Genomic DNA, 20,831 nt, shown 5'->3' on the forward strand with positions numbered 1-20,831 from the left:
GATCGGTTCACTCCTCGGGTTCGGCTTTGACGGGTGCGGTGCGGTCGACGGGTTCCGCGGCGGCCGGCTCGCTGTTCCAGGTGTCGAGGACCAGGGTCCGGCGGCGCAGGACGGTCATGACGGCGATCGCGGCGGCCACGGCGAACGCGGCGGTGACGGTGAGGGCGGGGCCCTGGGAGTCGAGCAGCACACCGGCGGCGGCGCTGCCCGCGGCGAACCCTCCGTTGTTGGCCGTGGACACCCAGGTGTTGGCCTCGGTCGGGGCGATCCTCGACGCCGTCACCAGGTCGTTGACCAGCAGGTAGGCCGTGGTGAACAGCGGGGCGAGACACAGCCCTACGAGGAAGGCGAACGCCCCGGCCGGCACCGGGCTCTCGGTCAGGCACAGCGGCAGCACCGTCAGTGTGAACCCGGTGACGAGCACCGCGAACCGCTGCACCGGTGTCGAGCGCCAGCCGATCCGCCCGTAGGTGAGGCCGCCCACCGCGCTGCCCGCCGACAGCAGGGCCAGCAGGACGCCGCCCGCGCTGGGCGAGCCCGCGTCGTCGGCGATGAACGGCAGCACGACCTGCAGCACCCCGACGACCAGGCCGACCCCGCCGAAGGACAGCACGATCGTGCGCATCCCGGGCAGGGCCATGGGCCGGCCGTGCGGCTGGTCCTCGTCGGGTTCGTCCGAGGCGGGGGCAGCGGCCGTCGCGGCGGACAGCACGAAGCACACGGTGCCGGCCGCGATGAGCACCATGACCGTGATCATCGACGCGAGCGGCGCGGCGACCGCGATCAGACCGCCCGCCAGCAGCGGACCCACGGTGAACACCACTTCCTCGGTGACCGAGTCGAGGGCGTAGGCGGTGTGCAGCAGGGGCTGGCGGGCGTGCAGGATCTTCGCCCACAGGACGCGCATGGTCGGCCCGAGCGGCGGCGCGAACACGCCCGCGATCGCGGCGGCGACGAGCAGCGCCGCCGTGGGCGCCCCCGCTTCGGCCAGCGTGATCAGCGCGGCGAGCCCCAGCAGGTAGGGGACGGCCAGCCAGATCAGTCCGGTCCGTGAGCCCTTGCGGTCGATCAGCCGGGCGCGGGCGGGCGCGAACAGAGTGAGCGTGGCCGACAGCGCGCCGGAGGTGAGTCCCGCGACGGCGAAGGACCCCGTCGCGTCGCGGACCGACAGCAGCAGCGACAGCGGCAGCACGGCGAAGGACATGCGTGCCAGGCAGCTGCCGAGGAACGGCGAGCGGGCCTCGCGCACGGCCAGCACCGCGAGGTAGGTGGGTCTGGCGTCGACGTGCGTGGTCACGCCACCACCTCGGCGAGGTTCGCGGCGACGCGGGCGAGGACGGCCGCGCGGTCGGTCTCCACGAAGTAGTGGCCGCCGGGCAGGACGACGACCTCGCAGTCCCGCGCGGTGCACGCGCGCCAGTCCAGGGTGGTCCGCCAGTCGGTCCCGTCGTCGTCGGCGCCGATGTAGACCTTCAGCGGCAGGTCGAGCGCGCGGGGCCGAGGGCGGTGGTAGCGGTCACCGGCGACGATGTCGGCGACCAGGACGGGCAGCACCGCTTCCATGAGTTCCTCGTCCAGCAGGGCGTCGTCCCACGGCCGTTCGTCCCGCAGGGTGGCGGCCAGCTCGGCCTCGGTCGCGGGACCGGAGCCGTCCGGCGGGACGTGCGGGGGACGGCAGGCCGCGGCGATGAGCAGGCTCGGGGTGCGGCCCCGCGCCGCGAGCCGCGCCGCCAGTTCGTACCCCAGCAGGGCGCCCATACTGTGGCCGAGGACGACCGTGGGCAGGTTGCTGGGCGGCAGCGCCGCGCACAGCTGCTCGGCGGTCTCCTCCAGGGTGGCCAGGGGCGGTTCGGCGAACCGGTCGCCGCGGCCCGGCAGATGCGCGGTGAGCAGCTCCACTCCGGAGGGCAGCGCGGCGGGCCAGTCCTTGAAGACGGCCGCGGTGCCGCCCGCGTACGGCAGCGCGCACAGCCGCACCCGGGGCGGGCCGTCGCAGCCGCCGCTGTACCAGGGGTTGATGCGGATGAGCGGGAAGTCCATGGCGGCCGTCCCTCAGACCAGCAGCGAGGTGGCCGACTGCCGGGCGGACCGGGAGCGGCGCAGATCGCGGGTGATGTTGACGCGCTTGAGCCAGCGGTCGCGGCCGTCGTAGGCGGCGGCGAACGGCTTGCGGCCGTGCACGGCCTGGTAGTTGTCGACGAGCAGCAGCGAGCCCGCGTCCAGGGCGACGTACTGCAGCCCGTCCTCGATGAGCGCGGCGATGTTGTCGTACGCCCGCCGGGCGGCCGCGTCCCCGGGCGCCGGGCTCATGTAGGCCGGGTCGATCCGCAGATACGGGTCTTCGGGGTCGCCGAACAGGACGGCGACGCGCTCCGGGGTGTCGTCCATCTCGGCGATCGCCGCGAACCGTTCGGCCGACTGCGCGCCCGCCGCGTTCTGCTCGGGCGTGTGCGAGGTGTCGGGGCGGATCAGATAGCGCGGTTCGAGGAGCGTGGCCCGGTCCTCGGGGGTGAGCCGGGACAGGTCGGGCCAGCCCAGGGTGGTCACGGCACGCTGGTGGTTGCGCAGGCACAGCAGGCCCACGTAGTCGCAGCGCAGCTGGTGGAACGCGTCCTCGGTGTGCCACAGCAGCTCGGCCTTGCTGCTGGAGCCCATCTGCTCGGTCTCCTCGCCGGGGATGGGCAGCACGTCGTGGACGAGCCGGCCGTTCTGCTGGGTGGCCCAGCCGAAGGCCTCACCGAGCAGGGCCGCGTGCAGCAGGAGCAGCAGTTCCTGGTTTCGGGTCCGCTCGGGATCCGGGGTGGGGCGGGTCGCGGGGGTCGGTCCGATCCGGTCGTCGTCGATGCCGAAGCCTGTGACGACGAGGGCGCGCGGGCTGTCGTAGAGCCGCATCCCGGTCAGCTCGGTGCGGATGCGCAGCGGCAGTTCCTGTGCGGCGAGCCGGGTGCGGTGCAGCAGCGCCACGGTGGAGTCGACCGGTACATCGGCCAGGGTGCGCAACAGGTCGTCGACCTCAGTGTTCTCCTCATCGGTGAGTGTGATGGTGCGCAGCTGAAGGTCAGTCATGGTTCTCCTCATCGAGGGCTGCCGCCAACGCGGCGACGGTCTGCTCGCTCAGCAACTGCCGGACGGTCAGCTGGACGCCGGCCCGACGGCACCGGGCGACGGCCCTGATGGCGAGGAGGGAGTCCCCGCCCAGGGTGAAGAAGTTGTCGTGCACGCCGACCTCGGGGAGGCCGAGCACCTGCGCCCACGCGTTGGCCAGGGTCTGTTCGAGGCCGGTACGGGGCGCGGTGGCGGCGCTGTCGCTCTGCCGGGCGGCGCGGCCTGCGGTGACGAGCCCGCCGAGTGCTCCCCGGTCGAGCTTGCCGGTGCCGGTGCGGGGCAGTGCGTCCACCTCGACGATCCGCGCGGGCAGCAGATGGGCGGGCAGTCGTTCGGCGAGCCAGGAACGCAGCCCGTCGGCGGCCGGGCCCTCTTCGGTCGTACGCCGATGCCGGGTCGGCGCGTTCGTCAGCCGGGCCGACGGTCCGGGCGCGGGGTGGGGGACGAGCAGCGGACGGTCGTCGCAGGCGCCCTGCCGGACCAGCAGGACGTCCATCGCGCCCCGCGGATCTGCGGCGGCCCAGCTGACGCTCACCCGGTAGGGGGTGGAGTCCTCCAGCGTCCACAGGTCCTCGGGGTCGACGGCCGTCGTGCGTACGGGCGCTTCGAGCAGCTCGTTGTCGCGGGTCAGGCGGTCGTTGGCGACGCCGCGCACGAGCAGGGCGTCCGGACCCCTGTGGTCCAGGCGGGCGGACAGCGACGCCAGGTCGTGCACCTGATCGCCCCAGGTGATCACCTCCGCCTCCGGGGCGGCCGGACGGTCACCCACGTGCAGCACCACGTCGTAGCGGTACAGGCTCATCTCGTTGCGGTGCCGTCCCCGGCGGGGCAGGATCTCGACTCCGGTGACGCGGGGCGAGCGGGCGGCGAGCGCGGTGAAGTACTCGGGGGAGATCAGCAACTCGCTGTCCCGGGCAGCGAGTTCACCGGCAGCGCGAGCCACGTCCTGCGCCGAGGAGCCGGGATCGGCGTGCGCGAGGGCCTGGCGGGCGTAGAACTGCGGGGCGAGGGCGAGGTTGCGTACGTCTCCTACGAAGACGCGCCCCTGGTCGGCCGTGGCGTCGACGGCGCGGTCCAGGACGGCGTCGAGATAGTCGCGGTCGGGGAAGTACTGGACGACCGAGTTGATGACGACGAGGTCGGTGGACGCGGCGTCGACGCCGGTGAAGTCGGTCGCCTCGCGGTGGTGCAGCCGCGCCTGGTGCGCGGGGCGGCGGCGCAGCCCTTCCCGGAGCCATTCCACGGCGGGCCGCGAGAAGTCGGTGCCGGTGTACTCGGCGACGTGCGGCAGCAGCCGCCACATGAGCAGCCCGGTGCCGCAGCCGATCTCCAGGACGCGCTTGGCCGGCCCGTCCAGGAGCCGGACGACGGTGGTGCCGACCCACTCCCGCATGTGCTCGGCGGGGATCGGCGCACCGGTGAGGCTGTCGTTCCAGCCCTTGATGTTGAAGGTGAGTTCGCCGTCGGCGGCGTCGATGTGGGTTGTCTCGAAGACGTCGTTCCAGTCCTCGACCTGGGCGCCCTGGCCGCCGTCGGCCGAACTGCCGTACGGGGCGCGGGAGCCGAGGGCGACGAGGGCGATCAGCCGGGCGGTGCCGTCGTCGGCGGCCACGGTGACGGCGGCTTCCTTGACGGTCGGGTGGTGGGTGAGGACGGTTTCGATCTCGCCGGGTTCGATGCGGAAGCCGCGGAGTTTGATCTGGTCGTCGGTGCGTCCGAGGTATTCGAGGGTGCCGTCGGGGCGCCGTCGGGCGCGGTCGCCGGTGCGGTAGAGGCGGCTGCCGGGGGTGTCGCTGTAGGGGTCGGCGATGAAGCGTTGCGCGGTGAGGGCGGGGCGGTTGACGTAGCCGCGGGCAAGTCCCGGGCCGCCGAGGTAGATCTCGCCGGCGACTCCGACGGGGACCGGCCGCAGCCGCTCGTCGAGGACGCGGAGGCGGACGTCGGGCAGCGGAGTGCCGATGACGGGGATGTCGACAGGGCCGGACAGATCGTGGCAGGTGGCGTCGACGGTCGCTTCAGTGGGGCCGTACAGGTTGAAGGCGCGAGTACGCCGCTGGCCGCGCAGCGCCTGCCACAGCGACGGCGAGACCGCCTCACCGCCCACCATGACCATGGACGGCGCCCACGCTCCCTCCAGCAGTCCGGCGGACGTGAGGAGTTCGAGCTGCGACGACGTCGTGTCGATGACGTCGATCCGGTGCTCCTTGACGAACCGGACCAGGGCCGAGGGGTCGCGGCGTACGTCCTCGGGCACGATGAACAGCTCGTGACCGGCCAGCATCCAGCTCAGTTGCTCCATGGACGCGTCGAACGTGAAGGGCGCGGTGAGCGTCGCGCGCAGCTTCCTGTCCCCGGGCGGCACGCTGTCGGCCCCGGCGAGATACGGGTCGTGGCCGAGGAAGGTCGCCTGCAGGGTGCTGGTGAGGTGGTTCAGGGAGCGGTGCTGGACGGCGACACCCTTCGGCGCGCCCGTCGAGCCGGACGTGTAGATGATGTAAGCGGCCTGGTCGGGGCGGATGTGCGGCGCGGTCACCGAGCCGTCGGCCGCGGGCTGCCGCGGGTCGAGATGGACGCGGCCGGGGCCTGCGGGCAGGTCGCGGGTGATGACGACGGGTGCCGCGGTGTCGTCCAGGACGTAGGCGGTGCGGTCGGCGGGCCACTCCGGGTCCAGGGGGACGTAGACGCCGCCCGCCCGCATCACAGCCAGCAGGGCGACAACGCTGTCAGTGGAGCGGGGCAGGCAGACCGCGACCGGCGTCTCGGGGGTGATCCCGAGGGCGAGCAACGTCCGTGCCAGCGACGCCACTTGAGCGTCCAGCTCGGCGAACGTGAGCGTGTCCTCGCCGCACGTCACCGCCCGCGCGTCCGGCGCCGCCCGCACCACCTCCGCGAACCGCTCCGGGACGCCGCCCGGTCCGGCGAGCGCCGCGTCCCGCTGCCCGAACTCACCAAGGAGCAGCCGCCGTTCAGCCTCGCCGGACAGCGGCAGATCGCCGATCGGGTGGCCTGGGTCCGCGGCAACGCCGCCGAGCAGCGTCAGATAGTGGGCGGCCAGCACGTCCATGCGGGGCCGGTCGAACAGATCGGGGCAGTAGTTCAGGATCCCCCGGTACGATCCATCGTCGGCCCGCTTGATGTCCAAGGACAGGTCGAACTGCGAGACGGCCTCCCCGACCGGGTACCGCTCCACCTCCGCCCCGGGCAGGTCCGGCCGCGCCGCCGGCGTGTTCAGGAGCTGGAAGGTGATCTGGACGAGGGGGTTGTGGCTGAGGTCGCGCTCGGGTGCGAGTGTCTCGACCAGGGTCTCGAAGGGCAGGTCCTGATGGGCGAAGGCGCCGAGTGCGGCCTCACGCACCTGCTCCAGGAGGTCCCGGAAGGACAGACCGGGGGCGCAGGTCACGCGCAGGGGGAGCGTGTTGACGAAGAAGCCGACCAGGGGTTCCGTCTCGGTGCGGGTGCGCCCTGCCGACGGCACGCCGACCACGATGTCCTCGTGCCCGGCATGACGCGCCAGCAGTACCTGGAAGGCGCCGAGCAGTGTCATGAACAGGGTGACGCCCTGCTCCCGGCCCAGCTCCTCCAGCGCGGTGACCACAGCATCGGGCAGCGCGAACTCGACCGTCTCGCCCCGCCCGGACTGGACGGCGGGCCGCGGGTGGTCGGTGGGCAGCCGCAGCACCGAGGGCGCGCCGTCCAAAGCCCGCTTCCAGTACGCGAGTTGCTCCTCCTGTACCGGGCCGGTCATCCAGTCCCGCTGCCAGACGGCGAAGTCGGCGTACTGGACGTCCAGTGGAGGGAGTCCGGCGGGGTCGCCCGTGACGCACTCTCGGTACAGCCGGCCGAGTTCGTCCACCAGCACACCCACGGACCAGGCGTCGGAGACGATGTGGTGCATGGTGACCACCAGCACATGCTCGTCGTCGGCCAGCTGGGCCACCACCACGCGCATCAGCGCGCCGTCCGCCAGGCGGAAGGGGGTCTGCGCCTCCGCCGCCACCAGCCTGCGCGCCGACTCCTCCCGCTCGGCGGGCTCCAGTGGTGTCAGGTCGACCCGCGTGAGGGCGGCCGCGCGCCGCGCGCCCGGCCTGTCGGCGGCATCAATGACCTGGTACGGCACACCGTCCCGCTCGACGAACGCCGTCCGCAGCGTCTCATGCCGAGCGACCAGCATCCGCAGCGCCCGCCGCAGCGCGTCCAGGTCGAGCCGTCCCCGTATGCGGAAGGCGTCGCACATCGTGTAGAAGGCACTGTCGGGCACCAACTGGTCCAGGAACCACAGGCGTTGCTGCGCGAACGACAGCGGCAGCGGCCCGCCGCGCTCCACCGGCCGGAGCGCCGCCTCCTCGCGGCCGTCCTGGCCGCCGGCGTGTTCGGCCCGCACCCAGGCGGCCAGCTCCTCGACCGTCGGCGCGTCGAACAGGGCCCGCAGCGGCAGCTCGACACCGAGCAGCTTCCGCAGGCGCGCCACCACCTGGACTGCCAGCAGCGACTTGCCGCCCAGGTCGAAGAAGCGGTCCCGCACGCCGACCCGGTCGACGCCGAGCACGGCGCACCAGACCTGCGCCACGACCTCCTCCACCACATCGCGTGGCGCCACAGAGGTGACCGGCCGGTGTATGACCTCATCGGCGTCCAGCACAAGACGATTGCCTGACAGGAGCGGCGCGATCAGGTGGAGAATCTCCGCCCCGACCGGAATCCCGATGCCCGGGTCGTCGATATAGCGCGCCAAATCGGCGTAGGAGACAACCGAATTACCCGGCCTTCCATCAGGGGGTTCCGTATAAAGAATGTAGGCGATTCCCGGCACGCTCCGCGCGATGTGAATCGGCGGGACAACAGGGATTGTCGGCGGCTCGTCGTCCAGGAAACAGACAGGCCAGTCGCCGGTGAATTCTGGAGCGGCGGCACGGGTGGTGACGAGGACATCGGGGGCCGCGTCGGCGAGGATCTCGCGCTGCCGTCCGGCCGGAGCGCCAGGGTCCGCGGGAAGGCACGCGGCACCCAGTTTGAGCACCGCACACAGGGTGGCGACGAGGTCAGGATCGCGCGGCAGGACCACCGTCACCAGCGTCGAGGGACCGGCGCCCGCGGCCGCCAGACGCGCGGCGATCGCCTCGGCCCGCCGATTCAGCTCCCCGTAACCGGTCACGGCCCCCTGATACAGAATCGCGCTCCGCTCCGGCGTGATCATGGAATGTCGTTCGAAGCTGTCTGCCGCTGCGTTTTTCCCTCCGAGTTCAGCGCCGTAATTCGTCACGATGATCCCCCGTACCGCCGGAAATCGGAAACCACAAGGTGGACATTGAAAGTATCTGAGGTCATTCGCAGCCATGATCTCTACCGGCGCAATACGAAAAAAGGCGGTTTCCAGCCAATACCAAATCTTTGGAATACCTGATACATCTCCGCGATGTCCTCGTGCGACCCGTGACCGGGCGGGCCGCACAGGGCCGGTGGAACGGCTGGAACTCACCTCTGGCCGCGCAGGTTCGCCCGGCCGCTCCGGATCATGCGCCGGGCGCCGGGGCGGGAATTTCATCGCAGGCCCCTCGGTACCGCCTCGATCGGCAGCGCCGCCCGGGCCGCGGCGGCAGGCCCGCCCTCGAGGACCCCGCAGCCCGCACCTGAGACGGTTGGAAACACGGCTTTGCCGTGGACCGCCTCCAGTGCGGCGTCGTCGCCCGCGCGGTACGGGCCGTGGGCCACGCTGCCGGCCCCGGGGCGGCCTGACCAGCAAGGTCCACCTGGCTTGCGATGCCCTGGGGCGCCCACTGGCCTTCACTGTCACCAGCGGGAACACCGACGACTGCACGCAGTTCACCGCCGTGATGGTCCGACCAGATCCGCAACAAGCAGGGGCGCCTGGCGGCATCTGCCCAGGTCAGGCGCCCTTTTCTACACCTGGAAGGAGCCAGGCTTCTTCGGTGAGTACGGCACCAGCAGGTTCTTCGTCTGCTGGTGGTACGGCGCCCGCGAGCCCGTGCGATGAGTCTTGTCGTGGTTGCCGGTCTATATCTCCGACACGCGATCAACCGCACTCGAGGAGATCATCATGACCGCCACCTACACCTTCGACGTCTTTTCCAGCCTCGACGGCTTCGGCGCCGCCAGTGGCAACTGGACCGGCTACTGGGGCAAGCAGGGCCCCGAGCTCCTCGACCACCGCCTTGCCCTGTACAGCGAGGAGCAGCGGATGGTCTTCGGGGCCAACACGTATCGGGCGTTCGCGCGGATGCTGGCCTCGAGCACCGAGGGGTCCGACGTGCGTGATCCATGGGTCACACGGATGAGGAGCCTGCCGGCAACGGTGGTGTCGACCACACTGGAAGGAGTCCTCGACTGGCCGGATGCCAACGTCGTGAGCGGGGACGCCGTCGACGTCGTCGCCCGGCTCAAGGAGGAGTCCGAGGTGCCGTTGCGCTCGCACGGCAGCCTGTCGATGAACCGGGCGCTGATGGCCGCCGGTCTGGTCGACCGTGTCCAGTTGACGCTCTTCCCTGTGATCACCGGTCAGACCGGGCTGGATCCGATCTTCCAGGGTGCGGCCGACTTCGACCTCGAGCTGATCGAGAGCCGGACGCTCGACGGCCACATCCAAGAGCTCGTCTACCGTCCCACCCTGCACGTTTGAGACGCCATCCGCTTTCCGAACAGTGTCCGGTTCTCGCCTGTTCGAGGTAAATGCCTGGACTGAGGACATCCCCGGACGGGACACTTCCGACTTCCGAACTTCCGGGAGTGTGATGGGGACAACAGATACGCGAGGGCCGACGCCGGGCAGGAGCGCGGTCGTTCTGGCACTGCGCCGCTACGGCCGTGAACTGCTGCGACTACGACGGCTGGCCCTGCCCGCGCTGCTGCTGCCGGCCGTGGGCAACATCGGCATCCGCTACGTCGCGCCACTCCTGATCGCCAAACTGGCAGGACAGGCCGCCGACGACGGAGGTCTCACCCTCAGCTCGGCGCTGCCGTACGTGCTGGGCTTCGGCGTGACACTGCTGCTCGCCGAGGCCGTGTGGCGGGTCGGGCAGCACTGCCTGAACCGCGTGGACGCCCTCGGCATGGAACACCTGTACGTGAGCGGCATGGACGAACTCCTCGCCAAGGACGCGGCATTCTTCCACGACAACTTCGCAGGCTCCCTGACCAAACGGGTGCTGAGCTTCGGCAAGCGCTTCGAGGACTTCGTCGACACGGTGACGTACCGGATCGTGGGCAGTCTCGTCCCCCTGGTGTTCGGTGCCGTGGTGCTGTGGAGCTACGAACCGATGCTCGTCGCCGGCCTTCTTGTGATGATCGTGCTGACCGTGGTGGCCGCGACACCACTGATCCGTCGCCGGCAGAGGCTCGTCAACGACCGTGAGGCGGCGATCGCCCGGGTCTCCGGCCACGTTGCCGACAGCCTCGTGAACATGGAGACCATCCGGGCGTTCGCGGCCGAGGAGCGGGAGGCCGACGAGCACCGCAGCCGTGTCGCGGACTCCCGGCGCCTGACGCTGAGGTCGTGGGACTACGGCAATCTGCGCGTCGACACCCTGATCGCCCCCATGTCCGTGCTGACCAACGTGCTGGGTCTGTTGGTCGCCATCGCCTTCGGTGGCTCGGGCCAGGGAGTGGAGGAGGTCGTCGTCGCTTTCACCTACTACTCCAACGCGACCCAGATCATGTTCGAGTTCAACCAGATCTACCGGCGTCTGGAAAGCTCGATGACCGAGGCCGCGCAGTTCACGGAGCTGCTGCTGGATCCGCCCACCGTGCTCGACCCGCCGGAACCCGAAACGCTCGCCCCGCGGGACACCGGCATCCGCTTCGAGGCGGTGACCTTCGCCCACGCCGGTGCGAAGCCGATCTTCCGGGGACTCTCCCTGGACGTGCCCGCAGGCGCACGGATCGGTCTGGTCGGCAGGTCCGGCGGCGGCAAGACCACGCTCACCCGGCTCCTGCTGCGGATGTCGGACATCGACGCCGGTCGCATCCTGATCGGTGGGCAGGACATCAGCCGGCTGCGCCAGACCGACCTGCGCTCACTGATCGCCTACGTCCCGCAGGAACCCGCCATGTTCCACCGCAGCCTGCGGGACAACATCGCCTTCGCCCGGCCCGGCGCCACCGACGACGAGATCCACGCGGCGGCCGCGGCCGCGCACGTCACGGAATTCGCCGACCAGCTCCCGGACGGCTTCGCCACCCTGGTGGGGGAGCGGGGAGTCAAACTCTCGGGCGGCCAGCGCCAACGCGTCGCCCTCGCCAGGGCCATCCTGCGCGACGCGCCGATCCTGCTGCTCGACGAGGCGACCAGCGCGCTGGACTCGGAGAGCGAGCTCCTCGTCCAGGACGCCCTGTGGCGGTTGATGGACGGACGTACGGCCCTCGTGGTCGCCCACCGTCTGAGCACCGTCGCCGGCATGGACCGTCTCGTCGTCCTCGATCACGGAAGCGTCGTCGAACAGGGCAGCCACGAGGAGCTGCTCGCGGCGAAGGGTGCCTACGCCAAGCTGTGGCAGCACCAGTCGGGCGGCTTCCTCGGCGAGAGCACCGAGTCGGCCCTCGGACCCCCGGTCCCAGGAGCCGGTCTCAGCGGACTGCCCGGACCGGCCGACCCGGCGCCGGACGGGGACCACAGGAGGTCGTCGCACGCTCGTACGAGCACCGGGCCCACATGACCGAGTCGGTTCCCCGGACATCCTCGACCGCAGGCGGCGTCACGCTGATACGTCCCTCGTGCGCGGCCCACCGTCAGACGGGCCAAGGCGTAGGCGCAGGCGAGCATGACAGCGTCCAGGGCGAGCGATCCCAGGGCCGTGGTGAGGGATGGTGAGGGCCACCAGGGACGGTCGGCCGGGCGGCGTGCGAGGCGTCAGCCGTAGAGGAGAGCGATCGCGACAGGCCATGGGCCGCAGCAGCACCCCCGGCAGACGGTGACCGTGCACGGCGCCGCCCCCGCGGACGGGGCGGAGGCGGCAGTGGCGGTACGGCGGGAGCGCTTGCTCACGCGGTGTCCTTCCCGGGGTTGGTCCAGGCGGCCTCGCGCAGCAGGCGCAGGCCGTTGAGGCCGACGATGACGGTGGAACCCTCGTGGCCGGCGACGCCGAGCGGCAGCGGCAGCGTACCGATCAGGTCCCAGGCGACCAGTACGGCGATGAACGCCCCGGCGATGACGAGGTTCTGGATCACCAGGCGCCGGGCGGTGCGGGACAGCCGTACGACGGTGGGGATGGTGGCTAGTTCGTCGCGCACCACGACGGCGTCGGCGGTCTCCAGGGCGAGGTCGGAACCGGCCTTGCCCATGGCGATGCCGGTGTGCGCGGCGGCCAGGGCCGGGGCGTCGTTCACGCCGTCACCGACGACCAGAACCTTGCGGCCTTCCCGCTCCCACGCGCGGACGGCGGCCACCTTGTCCTCGGGCAGCAGCCCGGCGCGGACGTCGGTGATGCCGACCTCGGCGGCCAGCTGCTGCGCGGCGCGTTCGTTGTCGCCGGTCAGCAGGGTCGGGGCGCGGCCGGTCAGGGCGGTGAGCGCGGCGATGGTGGCGGCGGCGTCGGGCCGCAGCCGGTCGGTGAGGCCCAGCACCCCGGCCGGTTCCCCGTCGACGAGGACCACCACCGTGGTGCGCCCGGCGTCCTCCAGCCCGTGGACGACGGCGTGGACCCGGCCTGTGCCGGTGGTCAGGAGCCGGTCCGGGGAGCCGACCTGGACGGTGCGGCTCTCGACGGTGGCGGTGACGCCCTGTCCTGGCGTGGAGGTGAAGCCGTCCGCGTCGGCGAGCGCGAGCCGGCGTTCGCGGGCGGCGTCGACGACGGCTCGGGCCAGCGGGTGCTCGCTGGGGTGTTCGGCGGCGGCCGCCAGGGCCAGCAGCGCGTCCTCGGTCAGGCCGCTGCCGGTCAGCGGGCGGATGTCGGTGACACGTGGGGTGCCCTCGGTGAGGGTGCCGGTCTTGTCCAGGGCGACGGTGCCGATCTGACCGAGGCGTTCCATGGCGACGGCGGACTTGGCGAGCACGCCGTGGCGGCCGGCGTTGGCGATGGCCGACAGCAGCGGCGGCATCGTGGACAGCACCACGGCGCACGGCGACGCCACGATCATGAAGGTCATCGCGCGCAGCAGCGCCGACTGCAGGTCGTCGCCGAAGAGCAGCGGGACGGCGAAGACCGCCACGGTGGCGGTGACCATGCCCACCGAGTAGCGCTGCTCGATCTTCTCGATGAACAGCTGAGTCGGCGCCTTGGTCTCGGAGGCTTCCTCGACCATCTTCACGATCCGGGCGATCACCGAGTCCGACGGTTCCCGCTCCACGCGCACCTGCAGGGCGCCGGTGCCGTTGACCGTGCCCGCGAACACCTCGTCGCCCGCCTCCTTCGTCACCGGCAGCGGCTCGCCCGTGATGGTGGCCTGGTCCACCTCGCTCGCGCCGGCCACGACCCGGCCGTCCGCGCCGACCCGCTCACCGGGCCGGACCAGGATCGTCTCCCCGACCGCCAGCTGTTCGGCCGGCACGCTCTCCTCGCTGCCGTCGGGCAGCAGCCGGGTCGCGGTGGACGGTGCGAGGTCGAGCAGGCCGCGCACCGAGTCCGCGGTCCGGGCGGTCGCCACCGCCTCCAGGGCGCCGGAGGTGGCGAAGATGACGATCAGCAGCGCGCCGTCCAGGACCTGGCCGATGGCGGCGGCACCGAGCGCGGCGACCACCATCAGCAGGTCCACGTCCAGGGTCTTGTCCTTCAGGGCCTTCAGGCCCTCCCAGCCCGGCTCCCAGCCGCCGGTGACGTAGACGGCCGCATAAAGCGGCCCCCACAGCCACACCGGGGCGCCGAGCAGGTGCAGCGGGAGGGCGATCAGGAACAGGACCAGGGCCGTCAGCGCCCAGCGGGCCTCGGACAGCGCCAGGATCCGGGTGCGCCTGCGCGGTGGGGAAGCGGCGGCGCGGTGCACCGGCGGCGCGGGGGCGGTCAGCGTGGAAGTCATCACAAGCTTTCAACGGGGGACGTGCTTTCCGACCCATCCACCGTACAGGAACAACTGAACAGCTATTCATGCGTTCACTCCCGTACGATGAGCTCATGGGCCACGGACAGAAACCCGCCGCGAGCGACTACGCCACTCCGCGCACCCGGCTGACGCCGGCGAACGCGCCGAAGGTGGCCGAGACCCTCCAGGCCCTCGCCACCCCCTCCCGGCTGCTGATCCTGGCCCGGCTGCGGGAAGGCTCCTGCCCGGCCACCGAACTCGCCGACGCCGTCGGCATGGAACAGTCCGCCTGCTCCCACCAGCTACGCGTGCTGCGCAACCTCGGCCTGGTCACCGGCACCCGCCAAGGCCGTTCCGTCGTCTACGCGTTGCACGACAACCACGTCGCCGGACTGCTGGACCAGGCCCTGTATCACATCGAGCACTTGCACCTGGGCATCACCGACACCCCTGCCGAAGAACCCGAGCCGGTCGCGATCGCCTGACGGCCCGCTGCGGGGGCGGGGGACCGTGGCGGGCCCGACGCCGGCCGCGTGGGACGCTCTCCGGGCCGCCGTGTCCGCGCGCGATCTCGTCGACGTGGACTGTGGCGGGCTGACCTTCTGCCACTGCTCCGGCCTGACCGCGCTCCTGGCCGCCGCCCGCGCGGCCGAGGCCGGCGGAAGCGCGCTGCGACTGCGTGCGGTCCGGTAAATGACTTGGGGGGCCTTGGAACATGCTGAGAGAGGTCACCGCAACCCGCTACATCGCACCCCTGCGCTCCGGCGGCTCCGTCCCCGGAATCGTCGAGGCCGACGACCTGGGCACGTACGTCGTGAAGTTGTCCACGTGATGGCGTGCACCTGCGGTGATGCGGCTGAACCCGTGGCTGACCTGGACTGATGAGTCTTTCTGTGTCTTTCACGGGCGTGCTGTCTTATGCGGTCGATCCTCCCCACGCGCTCCCCAGCGGTGCGGATACTCCCCAGATTCTCCCCAGATTCTCCCCAGGGAGGGCCGCTGGCGCGTGCAGTGGCGAGTGGAAAACCCTCGTTGCCGTAGGCACGCGGAGTGGCTGTCGGGTGGATCGCTTGGTCGGCCCATCCGCCCAAGGCACTCCGCTCTGGGCCGCGGTCAAGCGCCTGCGACGCCGCCGGGCCCCGTCCGGACGGGGCGCTCGTCGGCATTTGTCACGCGGCTGAGGCCGCGTGGGGGACCGTCGGTTGGAATGTTTTGCGGGCCTCTGTCCTGTTCGTCCGTGAGCGGGGTGAAGGTGACGTCCAGACGGGTGAGCCCGCGGAAGTTGAGGCTGCGCTGCCACTGTGCCGCGTTGCCGTCGAGGCGCAGGCCGGGGAGCCGGGTGAGGAGTGCTTCCAGTGCGATCGTGCCTTCCAGCCGGGCCAGCGCCGCGCCGAGGCAGAAGTGCGGTCCGTGCCCGAACGCCATGTGCCGTCCGCCGGGCCGCTCGAAGTCCAGTACATGGGGATCGGGAAACACCGCCGGATCCCGGTTGGCGGCACCGCACACCAGGAGCACCGTCTGCCCTTCCAGGACGTTGCGGCCCGCCAGGTCCAGGTCCCGCCGCGCCTGGCGCAGCATCAGCTGTACCGGGCCGTCGTAGCGCAGGAGCTCCTCGACTGCGGCAGGCATCAGATCGGGCCGGCGGCGCAGCTGGTCAGCCGCGTGCGGGTGGCGGAGCAGGGCGAGTGTGGCGTTGCGCACTGCCTCCTGGCCCCTTACCCGGCGTTGCTTGTCGATGTCGCCGCTGCGGAGTCGACATGGGTGCCGAGCTCTGTTGTCGACCGGACGTGAACTTTCGTCGATCGGCTGAGTGCATTCAGGATCTGTTGCGCGGTTCTTGCATGCGTCCCCCACGGTGTCCTCGTGCCCTGGTCGGCCGAGAACGGTATTTCGGTGCCCCCGCGCAGCCGCCCAGGCTGGTATGCCTTCGCGACCGAGTACGCGAGGGCACACTGGCCCGGCCGTGCAGCGAAGACCCGGGACGAGGTCAGCGACGCACTGACAGCGATCACCCTGGCGACGTGCTGGGACATGCCGGGTCGGCCGAAGGCGGAGCTGCTGCGTCGTGCCCTGCGGCGCTGGGCGCGCAAGGTGCTGGTGCACGCGCTCCACTACGCCGTGGAACGGCGCCAGTTGGGCAGTCATCCGTCGGTCTCGGTGGATCCGCGGGTGGTGGCCAACCCGTATCAGGCGCGGGAGTTGCTGAGCGCTGTCTCCTATGTGGGTGGCTACCGCAGGGCCCGCGGGCTTCGGCTGGTCGGGTTCTTCGCGGGCATGTACTACGCGGGGCTGCGCTCGGAGGAGGCGGTCGCGGCGGCGCTGCCGGACTGCCGTCCGCCCAGATCCGGTGGGGCGGTTGATCGTGCACCGCACGCTTGCGGAGTCCCCGGCCAGCTGCGGTACGGGCCGCGCACCGTGCTCGGCCGAAGGCGAGATCGTCCACTTCCATTCCGACCGGGACGTCGACCTGCACCTCACCGGCAGGGCTATACGGCGCCTCGAAACCGACCTCGTGACCTCGCCCGCGGTCCGTCTCGTGCCGGGCTCGGACTGGGTGACCCTGCGCCTGCGCACCGACCGGGATATCGACCTGCTCATGACCTTGCCGGATGTGCCCGCCACCGGGGTGCGCATGAGCGGGACTCGGGTTCTTCGGGGCCGGTTCGGTGGTGACATGACTGCTCGCTTGTGCTGGACGGCCGTTCGGATCGGATCGCAGCCAAGCGCGGCGGCGTCAGCCCCGCCGCCCGTTCGCCTGTCCGGCCTTCACGTCGGCCGCGTACCGGTCCACGTACTCCTGGCCAGACAGCCGGAAGATCGCGTGCGTGATCTCGTCCGTGACGGCCCGCAGCACCGTCTTCTGGTGCGCCATCCCCGCAAAGCGCGAGAAGTCCAGCGGTTCCCCGAAACGGATCGTGACCGGCTGGCGTCTCGGCAGGAGGCGTCCCGGAGGCCAGATCTGGAATGTCCCCACCATCGCGCACGGGATAATCGGAGTCTGCGCGGTCAGCGCCAGCACCGCCACCCCGACCTTGCCCTTGTACAGCCGACCGTCGGGGGAACGCGTGCCCTCCGGATAGATCGCCAGCAGTTCTCCCTTCGCCAGTACCCCCAGCCCCTTTCGGAGCGCCGCCTGCCCTGCGGCCCTGCCTGACCTGTCCACCGGAATCTGCCCGGCACCGCGGAGAACGAGCGCGGTCAGTCGGCCCCTGAGGCCCGGCGCCGTGAAGTACTCCGCCTTGGCCAGGAAGGTGATGCGCCGTTTCAGGACCGCGGGCATGAGGAGGGGGTCCGCGAAGGACAGGTGATTCCCGGCGACGATCGCCGCGCCCTCCGCCGGAACATGCTCGAGCCCCTCGACCCGCGGCCGGAACAGCAGCCGCAGCAGCGGCCCCAGAAGGACGTATTTGAGCATGTCATAGAACACGGCGTCTCCCCGCTGCCGAATCGGCCCCCCGGTACGTCTGGGTCGGTTTGACAGGTCAGGTCCTCCCACCCCGGACCCGGTGGGTGCACTCGGCAAGCCGTCTGGCGGGCCGGGCGATCGAAGGCGCAGCGGTTGAATCCGGGGCGCGGCCAGGCGCCCGCGCCCCGCCATCCAGCCTGCCTCGCCCGCACCCGTCACCCGGATCGCCGTCCCCGGCGTCTTCACCGGCTACCTCGTGCAGCCGGCCGACCACAGCAAGGCACGGACCGCGGGACGAGCCCTCCATGCAACGGCTGGCGATGAGCCGGCGACGGTGGCGTCGAGGGCGACCTGTCCGGCACCACCGCGATCACTCCACCGAGGTCAGTGGCGCTCGTTGCACCTTGATGGCGCACCGTTCCAACTGGGATGCAACTCAACTTGTCACGAATAGAGGGATTTATCCATATCGTTCATAGTGATCGGAGAGGAGCTGACGCGAGAATCGAGAGTCCTTTGAACGTGCAGACTTCGTTGTGGAGATCCGCTGCTCCTGTGGCCTTGGTGACTGCTGTACTGCTGACTGCGAGTGCGTGCGGTGGTGCCGCCAGCGGCGCCGGCGACGGTGGCGTCGAGGGCGGCCTGTCCGGCACCATCAGGGTGGACGGTTCCAGCACGGTGGCTCCCCTGTCCACGGCTGCGGCCCAGCTGTTCCAAGGGGAGAACCCCGGTGTCAGGGTCACCGTGGGCACGTCCGGCACCGGAGGCGGCTTCGAGAAGTTCTGCGCGGGCGAGACAGACATCTCGGACGCCTCGCGCCCGATCGACGACGACGAGAAGGCGGCCTGCGAGAAGGACGGCATCGCGTACGAGGAGCTCCAGGTCGCCAACGACGGGCTGTCGGTCGTGGTGAACAAGGACAACGACTTCGCCGAGTGCCTGACCGTCGATCAGCTGAGGAAGATCTGGGAGCCCGGGTCGAAGGTCAACAACTGGAACCAGGTCGACCCCAGCTTCCCGGACGAGGAACTCGAGCTCTTCGGCCCGGGCACCGACTCGGGCACGTTCGACTACTTCACCGAGGCCGTCAACGGTGAGGAGGGGGCCTCCCGTACGGACTACTCGCCGAGCGAGGACGACAACGTCACCGTGCAGGGCGTGTCCGGCTCCAAGGGCGGAATGGGCTACTTCGGCCTGTCGTATTTCGAGGAGAACAGGGGCGAGCTGAAGGTCCTGAAGATCGATGGCGGTGACGGCTGCGTCGAGCCGACCGCCAGGACCGTGCAGGACGGCAGCTACAAGCCGCTGTCACGGCCGCTGTTCATCTACCCGAAGGCGTCCTCGCTGGACAAGCCGGAGGTCGAGGCGTTCGTCGAGTTCTATGTGGAGAACAGCGCCGAGATCGCTGAGAAGGCCCAGTTCGTGCCGCTGAACGACCAGCAGCAGGCCGAGCTGGACAAGGACCTGGAGAGGCTGCGGGAGCAGCACAGCTCATGACCCCTACGGGTACCGGGCGGAGAGCCGCCTCAGGAGGCCCCGGCTTCCTGAGGCGGTCCCAGCCGCGCTATGGCGAGAAGGCCGTCAAGGTGCTGCTGGTGGCCGCCTCGCTGGTCTCGGTGCTGACCACCGTCGGCATCGTCATCGCGCTCATCCCGCCCGCCGCCGAGTTCTTCGGCGAGGTCAGCTTCGGCGACTTCATCACCGGCACCGACTGGTCGCCGCTGTTCAAGCCGCCGCACTTCGGCGTCCTGCCCCTGGTCACCGGCACACTGATGGTCACGCTCATCGCGCTGCTGGTCGCCGTGCCGCTGGGGCTGGGGGCGGCGGTGTACCTGAGCGAGTACGCCAGGCCCGGGGTCCGCACGTTCTTCAAGCCGATCCTGGAGGTCCTCGCCGGTATCCCCACCGTCGTGTACGGCTTCTTCGCACTGCAGGCTGTCACCCCGCTGCTGCAGGACATCTGGCCCGGTGACGAGGGCCCGGAGGTCTTCAACGCCCTCTCGGCGGGCTTCGTCATGGGCATCATGATCATCCCGACGATCGCCTCGCTCTCCGAGGACGCCATGAACGCCGTACCGAACGACCTGCGTGACGGAGCCTTCGCGCTGGGATCGTCCCGCATGCAGGTCGCCACGAGGGTCGTCTTCCCCGCCGCGTTGTCCGGCATCGTCGCCGCGATCGTGCTCGGTGTATCGCGCGCGGTCGGCGAGACGATGATCGTCGCGATCGCCGCGGGTGGCCGGCCCAACCTGTCCTTCGACCCTCTCCAGGGCATGCAGACGATGACCGCGTTCATCGCGGCGGCCGGCATCGGCGACCTGCCGACCGGCTCCATCGGCTATCAGACGATCTTCGCGGTGGGTTCGCTGCTGTTCGTCATGACGCTGGTGATGAACCTGGTCAGCATCCGCCTGGTGCGCAGGTTCCGGGAGGTGTACGAGTGATGGGCGCCTCCGTCCTCGGCCAGGGGCCGGAGGCCGGTGTGCCTCAGGCGCGCCGGCTCAAGGGCCGCGGCACCCCATGGCGGGAGCGGTTGTTCCAGGTGAGCCTGTGGACCTCGCTCGCCGTCGGTGTGGTCTTCCTCGGCTGCCTTCTCGTCTACGTCGTCGCGGAGGCCTGGCCCCGGCTGGATTCCCGCATCTTGACGAACTTTCCCGACATCATCGACCCGTCACAGGCCGGCGCCCAGTCGGCGATCATGGGCACCATCTGGGTGATCGGCTTCACCGCGTTGTACTGCCTGCCCGTGGGCGTCCTCACCGCCATCTACTTGGAGGAGTACGCCGACCCCGAGCGGTGGTGGAACCGCGCGATCGAGATCAACATCCAGAACCTGGCGGCGGTCCCGTCGATCGTCTACGGCATCCTCGGCCTCGGCATCATCTCCCGCGGCCTCGGCTTCGGGCAGACCGTGCTCACCGCCTCGCTCACGCTGTCGCTCCTGGTCCTGCCGACCGTGATCATCGCCGCGCGGGAAGCGATCCGCGCCGTACCGCCCTCCATCCGTGAGGCATCCCTGGCGCTGGGCGCCACCCAGTGGCAGACCATCTGGCGCCAGGTGCTGCCGGCCGCGGTGCCCGGCATGGCGACCGGCTCGATCCTCGCCCTGTCCCGCGCCATCGGCGAGGCGGCCCCGCTGCTGCTGCTCGGCGGCCTGACGTTCATCACCTTCAACCCGACCGGTCCGGAGAGTGCCTTCACCGTGCTGCCGATCCAGATCTTCAACTGGATCAGCCAGTCCCGTGACGAATTCGTCTCACTCGCCGCCGCCGCGATCGTGGTCCTCCTGGTGATCCTGCTGGTCATGAACTCCCTGGCCATCTGGCTCCGCAACCGCTATTCCCACCGTTGGTGA

At 70.6% G+C, this 20,831-nt stretch carries 14 protein-coding genes and 2 pseudogenes; 9 read left to right on the top strand and 7 right to left on the bottom strand.

All coding sequences use genetic code 11. The features are described from left to right. Nucleotides 1–7: 7 nt before the first annotated feature. Genes Q4V64_RS42060 through Q4V64_RS42075 form a run of 4 tightly spaced genes read right to left on the bottom strand, consistent with a single transcriptional unit; the run spans nt 8 to nt 8,647 of the window. The gene (locus Q4V64_RS42060) at nt 8–1,297 is read right to left on the bottom strand and encodes an MFS transporter (RefSeq protein WP_124438140.1); all 1,290 of its coding nucleotides are present in this window, start codon (nt 1,295–1,297) and stop codon (nt 8–10) included. Next, nucleotides 1,294–2,040, bottom strand: coding sequence for an alpha/beta fold hydrolase (locus tag Q4V64_RS42065; RefSeq protein WP_124438139.1), 747 nt, complete (start codon nt 2,038–2,040; stop codon nt 1,294–1,296). The genes Q4V64_RS42060 and Q4V64_RS42065 overlap by 4 nt, the downstream gene beginning before the upstream one ends. A gap of 12 nt (nt 2,041–2,052) precedes the next feature. Then, nucleotides 2,053–3,066, bottom strand: a complete 1,014-nt coding sequence (gene gntD, locus Q4V64_RS42070; protein WP_124438138.1) for a guanitoxin biosynthesis L-enduracididine beta-hydroxylase GntD — start codon at nt 3,064–3,066, stop codon at nt 2,053–2,055. Next, nucleotides 3,059–8,647 carry an amino acid adenylation domain-containing protein gene (locus Q4V64_RS42075; RefSeq protein ID WP_348540823.1) on the bottom strand — a complete coding sequence of 1,863 codons (5,589 nt, stop codon included), beginning with the start codon at nt 8,645–8,647 and terminating at the stop codon, nt 3,059–3,061. The genes gntD and Q4V64_RS42075 overlap by 8 nt, the downstream gene beginning before the upstream one ends. A 172-nt stretch (nt 8,648–8,819) precedes the next feature. Between Q4V64_RS42075 and Q4V64_RS42080 the strand changes: the two are divergent. From Q4V64_RS42080 to Q4V64_RS42090, 3 genes and pseudogenes are all read left to right on the top strand, one after another. Next, nucleotides 8,820–8,939, top strand: a pseudogene (locus tag Q4V64_RS42080) (IS5/IS1182 family transposase); the annotation flags it as partial. A 221-nt stretch (nt 8,940–9,160) separates the two neighbouring features. Beyond that, on the top strand, nt 9,161–9,739 hold the full coding sequence (locus Q4V64_RS42085) for a dihydrofolate reductase family protein (protein ID WP_124438136.1): 579 nt from the start codon (nt 9,161–9,163) through the stop codon (nt 9,737–9,739). A gap of 112 nt (nt 9,740–9,851) precedes the next feature. Beyond that, the gene (locus Q4V64_RS42090; RefSeq protein WP_124438135.1) at nt 9,852–11,771 is read left to right on the top strand and encodes an ABC transporter ATP-binding protein; all 1,920 of its coding nucleotides are present in this window, start codon (nt 9,852–9,854) and stop codon (nt 11,769–11,771) included. 325 nt (nt 11,772–12,096) lie between these two features. Here Q4V64_RS42090 and Q4V64_RS42095 read toward each other — a convergent pair whose 3' ends face one another. Then, the gene (locus tag Q4V64_RS42095) at nt 12,097–14,067 is read right to left on the bottom strand and encodes a heavy metal translocating P-type ATPase (protein WP_124438134.1); all 1,971 of its coding nucleotides are present in this window, start codon (nt 14,065–14,067) and stop codon (nt 12,097–12,099) included. Nucleotides 14,068–14,162: 95 nt separating this feature from the next. Here Q4V64_RS42095 and Q4V64_RS42100 point away from each other — a divergent pair, with 95 nt between their 5' ends. After that, a complete protein-coding gene (locus Q4V64_RS42100) occupies nt 14,163–14,555 on the top strand; it encodes a metalloregulator ArsR/SmtB family transcription factor (RefSeq protein ID WP_124438133.1) in 393 nt (130 codons plus the stop codon). Nucleotides 14,556–14,580: 25 nt separating this feature from the next. Next, the gene (locus Q4V64_RS42105; RefSeq protein WP_172629053.1) at nt 14,581–14,763 is read left to right on the top strand and encodes an STAS domain-containing protein; all 183 of its coding nucleotides are present in this window, start codon (nt 14,581–14,583) and stop codon (nt 14,761–14,763) included. Nucleotides 14,764–15,183: 420 nt separating this feature from the next. Here the strand turns inward: Q4V64_RS42105 and Q4V64_RS42110 are convergent, their stop codons facing one another. After that, complete coding sequence (locus Q4V64_RS42110; protein WP_253266790.1) at nt 15,184–15,771, bottom strand: cytochrome P450; 588 nt, start codon at nt 15,769–15,771, stop codon at nt 15,184–15,186. Between the two features lie 646 nt (nt 15,772–16,417). On the opposite strand from Q4V64_RS42110, the pseudogene Q4V64_RS55575 reads away from it, so the two are divergent. Beyond that, nucleotides 16,418–16,675, top strand: a pseudogene (locus Q4V64_RS55575) (luciferase family protein); the annotation flags it as partial. Between the two features lie 129 nt (nt 16,676–16,804). Here Q4V64_RS55575 and Q4V64_RS42115 read toward each other — a convergent pair. Next, nucleotides 16,805–17,497, bottom strand: a complete 693-nt coding sequence (locus tag Q4V64_RS42115; RefSeq protein ID WP_124438131.1) for a lysophospholipid acyltransferase family protein — start codon at nt 17,495–17,497, stop codon at nt 16,805–16,807. A gap of 543 nt (nt 17,498–18,040) precedes the next feature. On the opposite strand from Q4V64_RS42115, the gene Q4V64_RS42120 reads away from it, so the two are divergent. From Q4V64_RS42120 to pstA, 3 genes are read left to right on the top strand one after another with little or no spacing between them, the layout of a single operon-like run. Next, nucleotides 18,041–18,973 carry a PstS family phosphate ABC transporter substrate-binding protein gene (locus Q4V64_RS42120; protein ID WP_253266789.1) on the top strand — a complete coding sequence of 311 codons (933 nt, stop codon included), beginning with the start codon at nt 18,041–18,043 and terminating at the stop codon, nt 18,971–18,973. Continuing rightward, a complete protein-coding gene (gene pstC / locus Q4V64_RS42125; RefSeq protein ID WP_124438129.1) occupies nt 18,970–19,920 on the top strand; it encodes a phosphate ABC transporter permease subunit PstC in 951 nt (316 codons plus the stop codon). The genes Q4V64_RS42120 and pstC overlap by 4 nt, the downstream gene beginning before the upstream one ends. After that, complete coding sequence (pstA, locus tag Q4V64_RS42130) at nt 19,920–20,831, top strand: phosphate ABC transporter permease PstA (RefSeq protein WP_124438128.1); 912 nt, start codon at nt 19,920–19,922, stop codon at nt 20,829–20,831. Before pstC ends, pstA begins: the two co-directional genes overlap by 1 nt.

Source organism: Streptomyces sp. NL15-2K, assembly GCF_030551255.1.
Lineage (GTDB): Bacteria > Actinomycetota > Actinomycetes > Streptomycetales > Streptomycetaceae > Streptomyces.